General features: G+C 66.7%; 29 protein-coding genes. 27 read left to right on the top strand and 2 right to left on the bottom strand.

Going from position 1 to position 12,744, the window contains the following annotated elements; genetic code table 11:
• A partial coding sequence (locus BM064_RS27580) for a DUF7666 domain-containing protein (RefSeq protein WP_218161091.1) occupies positions 1-585 on the bottom strand: 585 nt, incomplete at its 3' end.
• Positions 586-877: 292 nt separating this feature from the next.
• Positions 878-1,168, bottom strand: coding sequence for a helix-turn-helix domain-containing protein (locus BM064_RS20225; protein WP_092863003.1), 291 nt, complete (start codon positions 1,166-1,168; stop codon positions 878-880).
• Positions 1,169-1,278: 110 nt separating this feature from the next.
• Here BM064_RS20225 and BM064_RS20230 point away from each other — a divergent pair, with 110 nt between their 5' ends.
• The 27 genes from BM064_RS20230 to BM064_RS20345 all read left to right on the top strand — a co-directional run bounded on the left by BM064_RS20230 (position 1,279) and on the right by BM064_RS20345 (position 12,722).
• Positions 1,279-1,491, top strand: coding sequence for a helix-turn-helix domain-containing protein (locus BM064_RS20230; RefSeq protein ID WP_092863006.1), 213 nt, complete (start codon positions 1,279-1,281; stop codon positions 1,489-1,491).
• A gap of 80 nt (positions 1,492-1,571) precedes the next feature.
• Complete coding sequence (locus BM064_RS20235) at positions 1,572-1,829, top strand: hypothetical protein (RefSeq protein ID WP_245779232.1); 258 nt, start codon at positions 1,572-1,574, stop codon at positions 1,827-1,829.
• A complete protein-coding gene (locus tag BM064_RS27065) occupies positions 1,826-2,026 on the top strand; it encodes a hypothetical protein (protein WP_143103394.1) in 201 nt (66 codons plus the stop codon). The genes BM064_RS20235 and BM064_RS27065 overlap by 4 nt, the downstream gene beginning before the upstream one ends.
• Entirely contained in the window at positions 2,023-2,676 is a 654-nt protein-coding gene (locus BM064_RS20240) for a hypothetical protein (protein ID WP_092863009.1), read from the top strand. The genes BM064_RS27065 and BM064_RS20240 overlap by 4 nt, the downstream gene beginning before the upstream one ends.
• A gap of 532 nt (positions 2,677-3,208) precedes the next feature.
• On the top strand, positions 3,209-3,985 hold the full coding sequence (locus BM064_RS20245) for a DNA-methyltransferase (RefSeq protein ID WP_092863012.1): 777 nt from the start codon (positions 3,209-3,211) through the stop codon (positions 3,983-3,985).
• Between the two features lie 286 nt (positions 3,986-4,271).
• Entirely contained in the window at positions 4,272-4,778 is a 507-nt protein-coding gene (locus BM064_RS20250; RefSeq protein ID WP_092863015.1) for a RusA family crossover junction endodeoxyribonuclease, read from the top strand.
• 90 nt (positions 4,779-4,868) lie between these two features.
• Positions 4,869-5,177 (top strand): hypothetical protein, encoded by a 309-nt coding sequence (locus BM064_RS20255; protein ID WP_092863018.1) that lies wholly within the window; start codon positions 4,869-4,871, stop codon positions 5,175-5,177.
• The gene (locus BM064_RS20260) at positions 5,174-6,067 is read left to right on the top strand and encodes a DUF1376 domain-containing protein (RefSeq protein ID WP_143103395.1); all 894 of its coding nucleotides are present in this window, start codon (positions 5,174-5,176) and stop codon (positions 6,065-6,067) included. The genes BM064_RS20255 and BM064_RS20260 overlap by 4 nt, the downstream gene beginning before the upstream one ends.
• 34 nt (positions 6,068-6,101) lie before the next feature.
• Positions 6,102-6,359 (top strand): hypothetical protein, encoded by a 258-nt coding sequence (locus tag BM064_RS20265; protein ID WP_092863024.1) that lies wholly within the window; start codon positions 6,102-6,104, stop codon positions 6,357-6,359.
• Positions 6,349-6,837: a siphovirus Gp157 family protein gene (locus BM064_RS20270; RefSeq protein ID WP_092863027.1), complete on the top strand. Its 489-nt coding sequence runs from the start codon at positions 6,349-6,351 to the stop codon at positions 6,835-6,837. The genes BM064_RS20265 and BM064_RS20270 overlap by 11 nt, the downstream gene beginning before the upstream one ends.
• 2 nt (positions 6,838-6,839) lie before the next feature.
• A complete protein-coding gene (locus tag BM064_RS20275) occupies positions 6,840-7,085 on the top strand; it encodes a hypothetical protein (protein ID WP_092863030.1) in 246 nt (81 codons plus the stop codon).
• Positions 7,085-7,789, top strand: a complete 705-nt coding sequence (locus BM064_RS20280) for a hypothetical protein (protein WP_092863033.1) — start codon at positions 7,085-7,087, stop codon at positions 7,787-7,789. Before BM064_RS20275 ends, BM064_RS20280 begins: the two co-directional genes overlap by 1 nt.
• Entirely contained in the window at positions 7,786-8,028 is a 243-nt protein-coding gene (locus BM064_RS20285) for a hypothetical protein (protein ID WP_092863036.1), read from the top strand. Before BM064_RS20280 ends, BM064_RS20285 begins: the two co-directional genes overlap by 4 nt.
• Positions 8,025-8,240, top strand: a complete 216-nt coding sequence (locus tag BM064_RS20290) for a helix-turn-helix domain-containing protein (protein WP_092863039.1) — start codon at positions 8,025-8,027, stop codon at positions 8,238-8,240. Before BM064_RS20285 ends, BM064_RS20290 begins: the two co-directional genes overlap by 4 nt.
• 2 nt (positions 8,241-8,242) lie before the next feature.
• Positions 8,243-8,404 (top strand): hypothetical protein, encoded by a 162-nt coding sequence (locus BM064_RS27585; protein WP_177236342.1) that lies wholly within the window; start codon positions 8,243-8,245, stop codon positions 8,402-8,404.
• Positions 8,405-8,408: 4 nt separating this feature from the next.
• Positions 8,409-8,666 (top strand): DUF2312 domain-containing protein, encoded by a 258-nt coding sequence (locus BM064_RS20295; RefSeq protein WP_092863042.1) that lies wholly within the window; start codon positions 8,409-8,411, stop codon positions 8,664-8,666.
• Positions 8,663-9,121 carry an HNH endonuclease gene (locus BM064_RS20300; protein WP_092863045.1) on the top strand — a complete coding sequence of 153 codons (459 nt, stop codon included), beginning with the start codon at positions 8,663-8,665 and terminating at the stop codon, positions 9,119-9,121. The genes BM064_RS20295 and BM064_RS20300 overlap by 4 nt, the downstream gene beginning before the upstream one ends.
• Positions 9,105-9,572 (top strand): single-stranded DNA-binding protein, encoded by a 468-nt coding sequence (gene ssb, locus BM064_RS20305; protein ID WP_092863048.1) that lies wholly within the window; start codon positions 9,105-9,107, stop codon positions 9,570-9,572. The genes BM064_RS20300 and ssb overlap by 17 nt, the downstream gene beginning before the upstream one ends.
• A gap of 9 nt (positions 9,573-9,581) precedes the next feature.
• A complete protein-coding gene (locus BM064_RS20310; protein ID WP_092863051.1) occupies positions 9,582-10,088 on the top strand; it encodes a hypothetical protein in 507 nt (168 codons plus the stop codon).
• Positions 10,085-10,324, top strand: coding sequence for a hypothetical protein (locus BM064_RS20315; protein WP_092863054.1), 240 nt, complete (start codon positions 10,085-10,087; stop codon positions 10,322-10,324). The genes BM064_RS20310 and BM064_RS20315 overlap by 4 nt, the downstream gene beginning before the upstream one ends.
• A complete protein-coding gene (locus tag BM064_RS20320; protein WP_092863057.1) occupies positions 10,321-10,614 on the top strand; it encodes a nuclease domain-containing protein in 294 nt (97 codons plus the stop codon). Before BM064_RS20315 ends, BM064_RS20320 begins: the two co-directional genes overlap by 4 nt.
• A 13-nt stretch (positions 10,615-10,627) precedes the next feature.
• A complete protein-coding gene (locus BM064_RS20325) occupies positions 10,628-10,942 on the top strand; it encodes a hypothetical protein (protein WP_143103396.1) in 315 nt (104 codons plus the stop codon).
• A gap of 31 nt (positions 10,943-10,973) precedes the next feature.
• Positions 10,974-11,132, top strand: coding sequence for a hypothetical protein (locus BM064_RS27590; protein ID WP_177236343.1), 159 nt, complete (start codon positions 10,974-10,976; stop codon positions 11,130-11,132).
• Positions 11,129-11,719: a hypothetical protein gene (locus tag BM064_RS20330; RefSeq protein ID WP_092863063.1), complete on the top strand. Its 591-nt coding sequence runs from the start codon at positions 11,129-11,131 to the stop codon at positions 11,717-11,719. Before BM064_RS27590 ends, BM064_RS20330 begins: the two co-directional genes overlap by 4 nt.
• 110 nt (positions 11,720-11,829) lie before the next feature.
• Positions 11,830-12,093, top strand: a complete 264-nt coding sequence (locus BM064_RS20335; protein ID WP_092863066.1) for a hypothetical protein — start codon at positions 11,830-11,832, stop codon at positions 12,091-12,093.
• A gap of 12 nt (positions 12,094-12,105) precedes the next feature.
• Positions 12,106-12,399 carry a hypothetical protein gene (locus BM064_RS20340; protein WP_092863069.1) on the top strand — a complete coding sequence of 98 codons (294 nt, stop codon included), beginning with the start codon at positions 12,106-12,108 and terminating at the stop codon, positions 12,397-12,399.
• Positions 12,399-12,722 carry a hypothetical protein gene (locus BM064_RS20345; protein WP_092863072.1) on the top strand — a complete coding sequence of 108 codons (324 nt, stop codon included), beginning with the start codon at positions 12,399-12,401 and terminating at the stop codon, positions 12,720-12,722. The genes BM064_RS20340 and BM064_RS20345 overlap by 1 nt, the downstream gene beginning before the upstream one ends.
• Positions 12,723-12,744: the final 22 nt, after the last annotated feature.

A 12,744-nucleotide genomic window follows, 5' to 3' on the forward strand; every position in this document is an offset into this window, starting at 1 on the left:
GGAGGCCGCGCCCCTGTAGCCCGTGGCGGAGGCCGCGCCGCTGGAGCCCGTGGCGGAGGCCGCGCCCCCTTCGCCCGTGGCGGAGGCCGCGCCCCCTCCGCCCGTGGCGGAGGCCGCGCCGCTGACGCCCGTGGCGGAGGCCGCGCCGCTGACGCCCGTGGCGGAGGCCGCGCCGCTGTAGCCCGTGGCGGAGGCCGCGCCGCTGACGCCCGTGGCGTGCTCATGGTTCTCGGGCGTGGCCCGGGCGAAAACGTAGCGGATGGCCCGGTCGATCACCTCCGGCAGGCCGATCTCCGCCTTGATGGTGATCTCGGCGGAGGCGATCTTGGTGTCATCTCTGTGCCGCTGCGTCTCGCCACCCATATCCACGACGGCGAAGCGGCTCGAAGCCGGATCGTAGTAGTTGAACACGTCCAGCGGGTGCTCGCAGGCGTGGAACCCGGAGGCGCAGGCTTCGACCCTGCCCTCATGGCGGTAGGTCTCGCCGACCGCATACTGGAAGCCCCGGCAGCGGAAGTCGGCGTCGAAGCCCTTCACGCACTCGATGGTCTCGGGGGCCTCGGCCGGCTTGGACTTCTTCGCCATCGGTCTGTCTCTCCATCTGCTGCCCCGGCTCACCTCGGTGAGGGTCTGCGGCGGGCGGTGTGGGGAGAGTGTTACGTTTATCGTGACACTATGGCAAGGGGAAATGTCGCGTTTTTCGTAACGCTCATATCGCGCCATAGCGGCGCCTAGCGTAAGGTTGCCAGACTAATTCACGCCGAAGATGAAATGAGGGAGATCATGGGGACACCGGAAAGCGAGGAATTTCGACGCCTTGCCGCCAGCCTGAATGGGGATTCGCTGGCGATCCTGGCGCACGCCCTCGCGGGGGCGCTCAGCGCTGCTGCGCGGCCAGACTGCGGGCCAGATCCAGAACCGCACGCTGCTGTTCAACAGGAAGCGCCAGAAACAGGCGCTCCATGTCCGCAGCGATCGTTGGCCGATCGGAGATGAGATCGTAAAGCGTCACGCCGAGTTCGCGAGCGGCCCTGTCCAGCTTGATCAGGGCGGACGCTTCCTCGTTCTCCAGCCGAGAGATCGAGGCATTGGACGTGTTCAGCCGGCGGGCAAGCTCCCGCTGGCTGATTCCCTTGGCTTCCCGGATTTCCCGCAACCGCGTTTTCATGCCAGCGTTCTGCCCTGCCGGTCCGCATTGCGAAACACCTGAGGCAGAGCGTTACGAACTTCGTGACAAGTTTCGCTTGCGCCGCTGTTCCGTTTTTCGTAACAGGAGGTATGGACCGAACCAAGCATACGACCCTCGGCGAGTGGATGGACGAGAAGGGCGAGACCTGCGCCAGCGTCGCCAAGCGCCTCGGCACGACCCGCGCCACGGTCTCGCGCTGGCGCGCTGGCGTGTCGTTTCCGCGACGCGATGCGCTGGACGAGATTTTCAAGATGACTGGCGGCGTCGTGAGCGCCGACAGCTTCCGCAGCGAGGCGGCCTGACCATGCCCGGCCAGGCCGCCCCTCGCTCCGCTGATGTTCGCTGCATCGCACAGCAGCAACATGAGATTGGAGCCCCCAGCATGTCTTCCCGAAAGTTTTCCGGCCGCCGTGAGGCCCTGACCTATCGCCAGCACTTCGCCGCAGCGTGGAGCGAGTTCATCCGCGACAACTTCGAAAGCCCGGAGCACGCCGCGCACGTCTTCAAGGTCGACGGCAAGACCGCCACGAACTGGTGGGATGGCGTCAACGCGCCGTCCGGCTGGGTGGTCGGGCGCGCGGTGACGGACCCGGAAATGCGCGACGCCGCGCTCGCCGCGATCAGCGGGGCGCCGGCATGACCGTCCTGCGCGCAATCTTCACTGCCGAGATCATCGCCGCCCTGCGCTTGAGCGCGCTGGGCCGGTGGTGGGCAGAGCGCGCGGCCCGTCGCCTCTCTTGGGCGGCCGGTCGCCGGAAAACTTGCGGAAAGGTTTCTCGCGGCTCCGAAATCAACCTCGCCGAGCACGAGGAAGCCATGCGGGGGCGCTCCGCATGACCGCCCGCGTCCTGATCGGCTGCGAGACCTCGGGCGTGATGCGCCGGGCCTTCGCCGCTCGCGGCTTCGACGTGTGGAGCTGCGACCTGCTTCCGGCCGAGGACGGCTCCAACCGCCACATCACCGGCGACGTCCGCGACGTGCTGGGCGAGGGCTGGGATCTGCTTGTGGTGGCTCACCCGCCCTGCACCCGCCTCTGCAACAGCGGCGTGCGCTGGCTGACCACGCCGCCGCCGGGCCGGACCCACGCCGAGATGTGGGCCGAGCTGGAGGAAGGCGTCGCGCTGTTCTCCGCGTGCTGGCGGGCGCCGGTCGAGCGCGTGGCGGTCGAGAACCCGATCATGCACCGCCACGCCCGCGAGCGGATGCCGGCCGACCTGCCCAAGCCGCAGATCGTGCAGCCCTGGTGGTTCGGCGAGCCGTTCTCCAAGGCGACGGGGTTCTATACCCGCGGCCTGCCGGCCCTCACCCCCACCGACAAGCTTACGCCGCCGGCCCCCGGGACCGAGGAGCACAAGGCATGGAGCGCTGTGCATCGCGCCCCGCCGGGCCCGGACCGCTGGCGCTTCCGCTCCCGCACCTTCGAGGGCGTGGCAGCTGCCTGCGCCGATCAGTGGGGCGGAGCCATCAACACGAGGGCCGCGGCATGACCCCCCTCACCCAGACCCGGCGGGCAGCCCCGCTGGCAGGGGACGGCAACGGGAACCCCTCTCCCGGCGCCGTCCCTGATCCCCAAACCCTGGCCGCACTCCCCCTGTCGGGCCGGGGTCTGCGGGCGGCGCGCCCCTCCCTGCGCGTCGCCCGCTCCATCGACACCTCCTGCGGGGATACTCCAGCCGGGTTCGCACCGGTGAAAGGCTGCATGCGCCTCACGGCGTCAACCACGGTCCCGCAGGGGGCCGCCACGGCGGGCTTTCATAGCTCCGGGGAATGCAGCCACGCGACGCCCGCCGGGAGCGAGATCCCCGGCCCAAATCCCCGTCGCCTCGCTCCCGCCAGCCCCTCGGTTGCCGGTCCCGCGTCGGGCAACTGCGGCCGGTCTCTGAGGGACAGGGCCGGCCGCACCTTTATTCAGACGCGCGCCCCTGGCTCCTCCCTCCCGGCGGCGCGCGAGGCGGGGCACGGCTCCGGGGCAGCGGACCCCGTTGATGCCGGCCCCGCCGCCAATTCGGAGACCGTGTGATGCGCGTCGAACAGATAGGCGACTGCACGCTCTACAACGCCGACTGCATGGACGTGCTGCCGACGCTGGGGTCGGTGGATGCTGTGATTACAGATCCACCCTACTCGGTTTCGGTGGCCGGATCGACCGTCACCGGACGAAAGGGTAAAGGCACCCGCAACCTAGACTTTTTTAAGGGAGACACAGACTGGCGGGGAATGACCAGCATCGTTGGCGACGCGATGTCCCTTGCTATCCAGAAAGGTCCTCGGTCCTTCGTCGCCTGGTGCGGGCATCGGCAGATCGGCCGGATCGTGGACGAGTTGGAGGGCAGCGGTTTCGCGACGCGGCTCATCTATTGGCGGAAGAAGTGCCCCCCGCCATCGCCCCCCGGCGCTGGCTTCTGTTCGGCAGCGGAACATGCCGTCTATGGATACAAGCCGGGGCGGCAATGGAACGGCGGCCAGTATGAGCACAACGTTTTTGACGCCGACAGCTACCGTTTTGGCCAGCCCGGCAAGGTAGCCCATCCAACACAGAAGCCGTTCGCGCTCATCGCGTGGAATGTCCGCGTTCTGACCGATCCGGGCGACACGGTGCTGGATTTTTTCATGGGCTCTGGCACCACCCTCGTTGCCTGCGCCAAGCTGGGCCGCCGCGGCATCGGGATCGAGATCGACCCCGGCTACTTCGACATTGCCTGCAAGCGGATCGAGGACGCCTACAAGCAGCCCGATATGTTCGTGGAGCGCCCCGCGCCGGCTGAGCAGCTTTCCATGCTCGGGGAGGCGAAGTGATGTCTGCTCCCGTTCCTGTCCTGTGGCGCGGCGATCTGTATCCCAGCATCTCCGCCGCCGCCCGTGCCGCGAATGTCGCTCGCGAAGTCATGTGGCGCGCCTACTGCCGCGGGACCGCTGATCGTGCCGGGATGGGAGACAGGGGTCCGAGAGCGGCCGTACCAGTCGTCTGGCGTGGCGTGGATTTCCCTTCGCTCAACGCCTGCGCGTCCCATCTGCGCCGCCACACCAAGACCATCCGTAAGCATTGGCGGGCGGGGACGCTTGACAGCCTGGAGCGCCGCGAATGACCCGCTACGCTTTCGAGATCCCCGGCAAGCCCATGGGCAAGGGCCGCCCCCGCTTCGGCGGCGGACGCACCTACACCCCCGCGGCCACGCTCAACGCGGAGCAGTGGGTCAAGCACCACGCCTTGCAGGCCGGCGTCACCCCCATCGAGGGCCCCGTCCTGCTCGACATCACCGCCGTCGCCGCGATCCCGAAGAGCTGGACCAAGAAGCGCCGCGCCGAGGCCTTGGCGACCGGCTGGGACACCCGCAAGCCCGACGCAGACAACATCGCCAAGCTGATCGCGGATTCCCTGAACGGCATCGCATGGGCCGATGACGCCCAGGTCGCCCGCTGCGTGATCGACAAGCGCCTGTCCGCTGAAGGCTCGGAGAAGGTCGTCGTGATCGTGCGGGCGCTGAACAGCGCGCTCCCCCCCGACTTCACGGCGGACGTGGTGCGCGACGTCTCGGCGAAGAACGGCTGGACCGCCGAACATCCTGTGGATGCTTCTGGGGATACCTGAGAAGCGCCATCCATCCCCGTTCTTCACAGGCCGGGGATAACGCCTTTGTCGAGTAGACTGCGTGCAGAGCAGATCAACACGGGGAGACCCATGCAAGATAAGATCAAGATACGCCAGCACGAGTTCGACAACGCAGACGCGGCGGCGTCTTACTTCAACGTGTCGCGCCAGTGGGTTTTGGAGGCGCGCCGCCTTGGGAGGCTCGACCGGATCGGGCTTGGAAAGGGCGGCGGGCAGGCGACCAAGGTGGAGATCCGAGGGGAGTTCTACGACGGGTTCCGCAAGGCCGGTCAGGCTCTCGGGGTGAGCGCGCAAGCGGTTTGGTCCGCGGTTGAGTGCGGTCGGCCTGACGGAGCGGGCCTTGGCCGTCCGTGGGCCAGCCGGGGGCTGTCCGCATGAGCGAGTTCTACAAGATGGTGCCGGCCAAGTGGGACAACGCCACTGCGCACCTGACCCTAGAGCAGGAGGCCGCGCTCCTCCGGATCGTTAACGCGATCAACAAGAATGACGCCCCGGTCCCGAACGTGGACCGGGTGCTGGCGGGCCTGTTCCGGTCCTCGACCAGGAAGGCGCGGGCCCTCATCCGTGACCTGATCGAGGCCGGGAAGGTCTACGAGGAAAACGGTTTCCTGTGGTCCGAGAAGGCCCGCGAAGATGTCGTTTCGCGTTCGGTTCGCTCTCAACTCAATGCCGAAAGTGGCGCGAAAGGTGGGCGAACCAGAGCCGAACGCGCTGCTAAGGTCATGAAAGATAACGATCATGGCCAAGCGACCGCTTCAAGCAGAATAGAAGAGAAGAGAAGAGAAGAAAAAGGAGAAGCTAACGCTTCTCCCAAAAAGCAAGGCCGAGCCACTCGCCTTTCTGAGGATTGGTCATTGCCCATGGCCTGGGGTCGGTGGGCGCTTTCGGAGGGATGGCCAGAGGCCGTCATCCGGGAGCAGGCCGACACCTTCCGGGACTACTGGATTTCCGCATCTGGGAAGAACGCCACGAAGCTCGATTGGGAGGCGACGTGGCGGAACTGGATGCGGCGCGTTCCCAAGCATCACAGCAATGGAGGATCGAATGGAAGACGGACCCCAGTGGGTTCGGCAGACCCCGGCTTTGCCGACCGGCTCGCCCGGTGGGACGAGCTTGACGCCCGAGCGTCCCAGGCTCCCGGAAATCCCGGCTACGCCGACTTCGACGCTGATGGCGATGACGGATGGCGCTCCGCGGATGACCGCTGGTCGGATCGTCCGGGAGGTTTCGGGACTGTTGTCCCACTTCTTCAGGCCCGGGGAGGCTGACGAGGTGCGGGCTGTCGCGGAGAAGCATTGGGTTATGGCGCTGAGCGACCTGCCCGGCTGGGCAGTGAAGCAGGCGCTGGACGAGACCGCCGTGGAAAGCACCGTCCGCCCAACGCCTGCCGCTGTCCGCAAGAGAGCGATCCAGCACGCGGAGCCCTACAGCCGCGAGCTTACCAAGCGCAAGGCCGCGGAGGAAGAGCCCCCGCGCGCCGAACCTTCTGAGGAAAGCAAAGCCCGGATTGCCGCCCTGGTGCGCGGCGTGGTCGGGCGTGGAGGCTCCGATGCTGATTGAGACCCACATCTACGAGCGGTTCGCGGCGGACCTTCGCGCGGACTTCGGCGAGGATGACCAGCTCGTCGCGGACATGCTCGAAGGCGAGACCGACTTTCACGAGGTCGCCGGGGTTCTGCTGAAGGCCATGTTCGAGGCCGACGCGCAGGCCGACGCGAACAAGGCGCTGGCGCAGGAATACGCCGCGCGCGCTTCGGTTCTGTCGGCCCGCTCCCAGCACATCAAGGACAAGCTGGCGTCGCTGATGCGGGCGACTGGCCTGCGGAAGCTGCCACACGCACTGGCGACGGTGAGCGTCCGCGCCGTGGCCCCGTCCCTGATCTACGACGGCGAGCCGTCCTGCCTCCCGGAAGACCTGCGCCGGGAGAAGATCGAGGCGGACAAGACCGCGATCAAGAAGGCGCTGGAGGCCGGCCGCACGGTCCCTGGCGCGCGGCTGTCGAACGGCGGCGAAACCATCAGCATCCGGAGGGCCTGACCATGAGCATTCGCAAGCCGAACCAGATCGCGCCCGCTGTTCTTGGCGAGGGGGCCGCTGGCGTCCACCGGCGCTACCGGGACTACCACAACGCCGAGGCCGACCGCTTCACGGCGCTGGCTGACGAGTGCAGCGAGCCCGACGAGTGGTGGAAGCACTACCGGGACGAGGCGGTCCGCCACCGGCTCCTGGCGTGGGAGTGCGAGACGGAACTCGCGCTTCTCAGCGAGATGAAGGAGGCCGCGTGATGGACTTCGCGAAGATGATCGAGGCCGCTCGCGCCGAGAACGCGAACGGGATCGAGATGCGGCGGGGGAAGAAATACACCTCCGTCGCGGTGCGGGTGGAGATCTTCCGCCGCCACTGCGGGTCCGAACTCGGCGTCGAAACCGAGGTGATCCAGTGGGGCTCCGAGAAGGGCTCGCCCATCGTGGTCCGCGCCGTCGTCCGCGATACCGCCGGCAACGTTATCGGCTCGGGCTATGCGGAGGAGATCCGCGGTCAGGGCCAAGTCAACTCGACCTCGGCGCTGGAGAACGCGGAGACCTCCGCAATCGGCCGCGCATTGGCGTGCCTCGGCCTGTCGGGCGGGGAGTTCGCCAGCGCGAAAGAGATGGAGGCGGTGGACCGGAAGGCTGCCGCCCCCGCAGAGCCCGCCAGCGGGTCCCAGAGCGCCACCTCTCGTTCTCAGGCCACTCGGCAGGCTGAGAAGCAAGCCGGGGCTCCTGATGCAGGAAAATCGATTGCGCATGGCGAGCCTGTGATCGAACGCGCCAAGCGCCTCTACATCGATCTTCGCGACAACCCGGAGCAGCAGGCGGAAGCCCTCCGCCGGCAGGCTGATCTTGTCGAGGCGATCAAGCGTGAAGCTCCCGGGGCGTGGGCTGAGATCGAGAAGCTGATCAAGACCACGCAGGCCGAGCAGGCCGCTGCGAAGGAGGCCGCCGAATGACGAGGGCTGAGAAACTGCGGGCGCTCATGGACAAGGTTCGCGAGCGCGGGCCGATGACCGAGGCGCAGCGTCGGTCGTTCGTGGCCGCTGAGGCTGCCTTCGGCTCCGATGCTGACGAGGCCGCCTTCAATCGCGCGCTGGCGGATCGGGACTGGCCCGAGGTCGAGCGGCTGGAGAAGGAGGCCTATGACCGTGCCGCCGCCATCCTTCGCGCCCTCGCCGAGGAGGCCGCCGAATGACCGAGCAGTCCATCACGACGCAGCGCGCCCAGATCCGCGCCCACCTGGAGGCCGGCAACAGCATCACGCCCCGACAGGCTCAGGACCTGTTCGGCTGCGACCGCCTCGCCGCGCGCATCCACGAATTGAAGGGGGAGGGTCTTCCGATCCTCTCCGAGCGCCCGGAGGAAGGCCCCCGGTTCGCAATCTACAGCATCGCCAAGGAGGGCTGAGCATGCCCCGTTTCACGGTCGAAGTGAAGTTCCAGCAGGAACGGACGAAGGAGATCACGGTCTACGCGCGAGATGAGGCGGAGGCCGAGGAAAAGGCGTGTGACCGCGTGATGGCGTGGGACGAAGTGATCGACGCCGAAGCAATGAACGTGATGGAGGACTGATACCATGGAAGACGATTTCTCGACCACCACCGTTTCGGCCGGCCAGCTTCGCGCCATCGTGGAGCGCATCGAAACCCTCGAAGCCGAGAAGGCCGAGGTCTCGGAGCAGATCAAGGAGGTCTACGCCGAGGCCAAGGGCAACGGCTTCGACGCGGCGACCCTCCGCAAGATTGTGGCCCTCCGGAAGAAGCGGCCGGAGGAGCGCTCTGAGGAGGAAGCCATGCTGGAACTCTACATGAACGCGCTGGGGATGATCGCATGAGCAGCGTCAACAAGGCTGCCGTGTCGTTCTTGCGGCTGGTGAAGGACTTCTCTTCTGACAGCGAGTGCTGGGTGTGGATGGGCGCGTACAAGGGTAACGGATACGGGCACGCGACATATCTTGGAAAGAACATGGGGGCGCACAGGAAGGCATTCTTATTGTTCGTAGGCGATATTCCGTCCGGCATGGACGTTTGTCACCAATGCGACAACCGCTGGTGCGTAAACCCAAAGCATCTTTTCCTTGGATCTCGCCGCGAAAACATGGCCGACGCGATGGCCAAAGGGCGAACAGCCGGCGGCCGGCGCAAGCATCTGGTGGAATGGCAGCTCCAAGAAATCAGGCGGCGTCTCAATGCCGGGGAAAGACCATCAGAGGTTGCCGCGGCTCTCAATGTGAACGTTGGAACTGTTAGCAACATCAGCCGAGGGGTCAGCTATGAGCGGATCGGTTAATAAGGTCATCATCATTGGCAATTGCGCCCGCGATCCCGAAACGCGAAATTTCGCCAATGGGGGTAAAGTCTGCAACTTGACCGTAGTCACGAACGAGACTTGGCGCGACAAGCAGACGGGCGAAAGAAAAGAACGGGCAGAGTTCCACAAGGTTGCCATCTTCAACGAGGTCATCGCGAACAACGCCGAGCGCTACCTCAAGAAGGGCTCCAAGGTCTACGTCGAAGGCAAGCTGGAAACCCGGAAGTGGCAGGATCAGTCTGGCCAGGACCGCTACAGCACCGAGGTCACCATCCGGCCGTTCGGCGGGGAACTGACGTTCCTCGATCCAGCGGGCGGCGGGGAGGACCGGCAGGACAGCGGTCGCGGCTTCGCAGACCCCAAGCATGAGACGGCGTATCGAGGACAGGCCCCGGCTGACGACCTCGACGGCGACGATCTGCCCTTCTGAGGTGCAGCCATGACCGAAGATGACTTCTGCATCGTGGCCAAGTGGGACGAGAGGGGCGGGTTCTTCCCGCTCCGCTCCGCCCTCCGCCGCTGCCTCGATGCCTTCCGCCACGGCGAGAGCCTGATCCTGACCATCGAGCGGCAGCGCTCCATGGCAAGCCACCGCCACCAGTTCGCCCAGATCCGCGACATGTGGGCGAACATCCACGAGGATGACGCCGACCAGCCCTGGGCGGCGAACCCGGAAGCCTTCCGGAAGCATGCGTTGATCGCCACTGGCTACCGGGTGGTCAACACCATCGACGCCGGGTCGAAGGCCGCGGCCGAGCGGATGGCGGCGGCGATCCCGGCCATGCACCGGGAATACTGCATTGCCAGCGTTCAAGGCCCGCTTGTGATCGTCGCCACGGCGGAGAGCCAGAGCGTCCGGTCGATGGGGGCGCAGCGGTTCCAAGCATCCAAGACGGCGGTGCTCGACTGGTGCGAGGCGCGGGTCACGGGGGAGGTCGCCGCATGAGCACTTACCGGAAGCGGTTCTTGGATGGAACCGAGCATGACGTCTACGAGGTCCTGATCGCGTTCGGCGTCACCTGCCCGGCCTGCCAGCACGCGATCAAGAAGCTTTTGGCCGCCGGTCAGCGCGGGTCCAAGGGCAAGGCGCAGGATCTGAAGGAGGCGGAGGCGTCGGTCGCCAGAGCGCGGCAGATCGAGGAGGCCCTGCGCGAGCGGGCAGAGCGGGAGGCGGCTGCATGAACCCGAAGCTTCGCCAATCCGCCCGCGGCCGGGAATGCACGCTCCGCCTCGCCGGGGCCTGCAATCGGAATCCTGAAACCACCGTTCTGTGCCACGTCAAGACCGGCGGCATGGGGCGCAAGTGCCCCGACACCGCGGCGTTCTTCGGGTGCAGCGATTGCCACTCGATATACGACCGAGCGGACAGCCGGTGGATGGACTACGGGCAGGATTACCTCGCCGCCCAGGCTCTCCGGGCCTTGGTCGAGACCCACGAAATCTGGAAAACAGAGGGCCTGCTCAATGCTTGACGCATCTCCCCGCATGTCCCCGCTCACCCACCGACAGGCGCAGGCCATGCGCGCGATGGGGATCGCGTATCTCGAAAAAGGCAATACGCCAGCTTCCGCCCGCACCGTCGCCCGCCGGATGCCCGACAAGGACGGCGGCTCAGCCCCTCTAAGCGCAGCGCACAGCGCGCTTCGGATGCTCAAGGCCATGGGGCTGGTTCAGACAGCCGGCGGCTTGTCCAAGGACCGAGCGATCCTGTGGCAACCCACGGAGCGGGGGCGGCGCTGGCTGATCGGCCATGTGGCCTGGAGGATCGCGGCCGACCGCCGCGCGCACCCCGCATCCTGACCCCACCCCGAGCAGAACGAGAGGCAGGACAATGACCGAGCAGAACGACATGGACGACGCCCCGCCGCCGCGAAAGAAAGCCCGGCCGAAGCTGAAAGACTGGGCTGACCGGCCGCCCGTCTCCAGCGACTATCCCAAGGGCTCAGAGGCCCTGGAGTCCTTCCTGCATCTTCGGGGGTATTCGCGATGACCAGCGTCGCCGAAACCCGCCGCCGCAAGGCCGCTGCCCGCGAAGCCAAGGCCGCCGGCATCCTCCCCGACCGGGAGCCCAACGGCCGCGCCACCCGCAAGGAAGCCGACGCCGCCGTCTCGGTCGTGGCGGAGCGTCGCTGTCGGGAGCGTGGCATCGCTCCAACCGCCGCCAACCGCAGGGCCGTTCTCGATCCGAACGAAGGCTTCATGCTCGGTCGCCTATACATCCGCGGCATGTTCGGAAAGCCGGACGAGGACAAGGCGAAGGCCTTCCTCGGGGCTGGCAAGCGATACGCCGCCGTCGAGCAGGCTTACCGCCTCGCCAAGGGCCTGCCGCCGAGGTCAGCTCAGAGCGCATCCTACGGGGCTGTGAGGGGAGGGTCTGAAAACTGGGACCCTGACAGCCGGAAGGCCGCCATGGCCGCTCACGCCTCAGCGCAAGCGGTCCTGCGGGAATGCGGTCCGCACGTCCTGCCTTCGGTCGAGGACGTCTGCTGCGATGACCGCCTGCCCCACAGCGGGGCGGGGCTCCTGGCGGGACTGGAAGCGCTGGCGGAGCACTTCGGGATGCAACAAAAGGCTTGACGACAGACCGTAGGTCTGAAAATGTCATATCCGGAAACTGCGGTTTCTTGCGAGAAGATGAAACGCCCTGCCCTAACCGGCGGGGCGTTCGCGTTTGAGGAGGGCCGCACATGCCGATCATCACCTGCGCCGGCGGGACCTTCAACCTCCGCAACCTGTCTGCGGGCTGGATCGACTACGCAGACGGGACCTACACGAGTGGCTCGCCGCTCGCGCTCTCCGGCAACACCGACACGCTGCTCCCCAACGACGGAGCGACGGTCCGCGGCATCGGTCGTCCTCTCGACGTGTTCTACGACGGGACGGACCAATACATCCGCTCCACGAACCTCGACAAGCAGCCCGACGTCCACATCCTGCCCATCAGCGGCTGACAGGAGGCGAGCATGACCGTCGCCATCAACTTCGGCCGGGACCTCTACACTGGCGCCCCGCTCTTCGTGCCCCGCTCCGGCGCCTGCGAGGTGATGACCGCCACCACCGGAAGCGCGAGCTTCACGGTCACGGCCCGGAAAGACGAGCACGCCAAGATCACCAACACTCACACCGCTGCGGTCTATGTGAACGTCAACGCCGACGCGAGCCCCACGGCCTTCGTCGCGCTGATCCCGGTCGGCGCGGTGGACTACATCCCCAAGCTGGGCGAGGGCGACGTGATCCACGTCGAGGCCGTGGCCTGATGCTTCGCGTCGCCGCCGGTCAGACCGTCTCTCGCGTGGTCACCGTGGCCGGTTCCGGCTCCCTCGCATCCGAGACGTTCACGGCCTACGCCCTCGATCAGCAGGCCCGCCCGCTGGAGGCGACCGTCGCCATCACCAACGCGGGAACCCGTGAGATCACCATCACCGTGGCCGCCACGGACTGGGTTTCCGGCAACGGCGGCTTCGGCCGGCTGGAGGTCATCATGGATGACGGCGGGGTCAAGTCGCAGGTCCACGCCGAGCGCATCCGCATCACGCCCGGCATGAGCGTCCGGCGCACGCTTCCGTTCGCTTACGCCTGAGGGAAGAAATCAAGAGGAAATC

This window comes from Albimonas pacifica (genome assembly GCF_900113695.1).
Lineage (GTDB): Bacteria > Pseudomonadota > Alphaproteobacteria > Rhodobacterales > Rhodobacteraceae > Albimonas > Albimonas pacifica.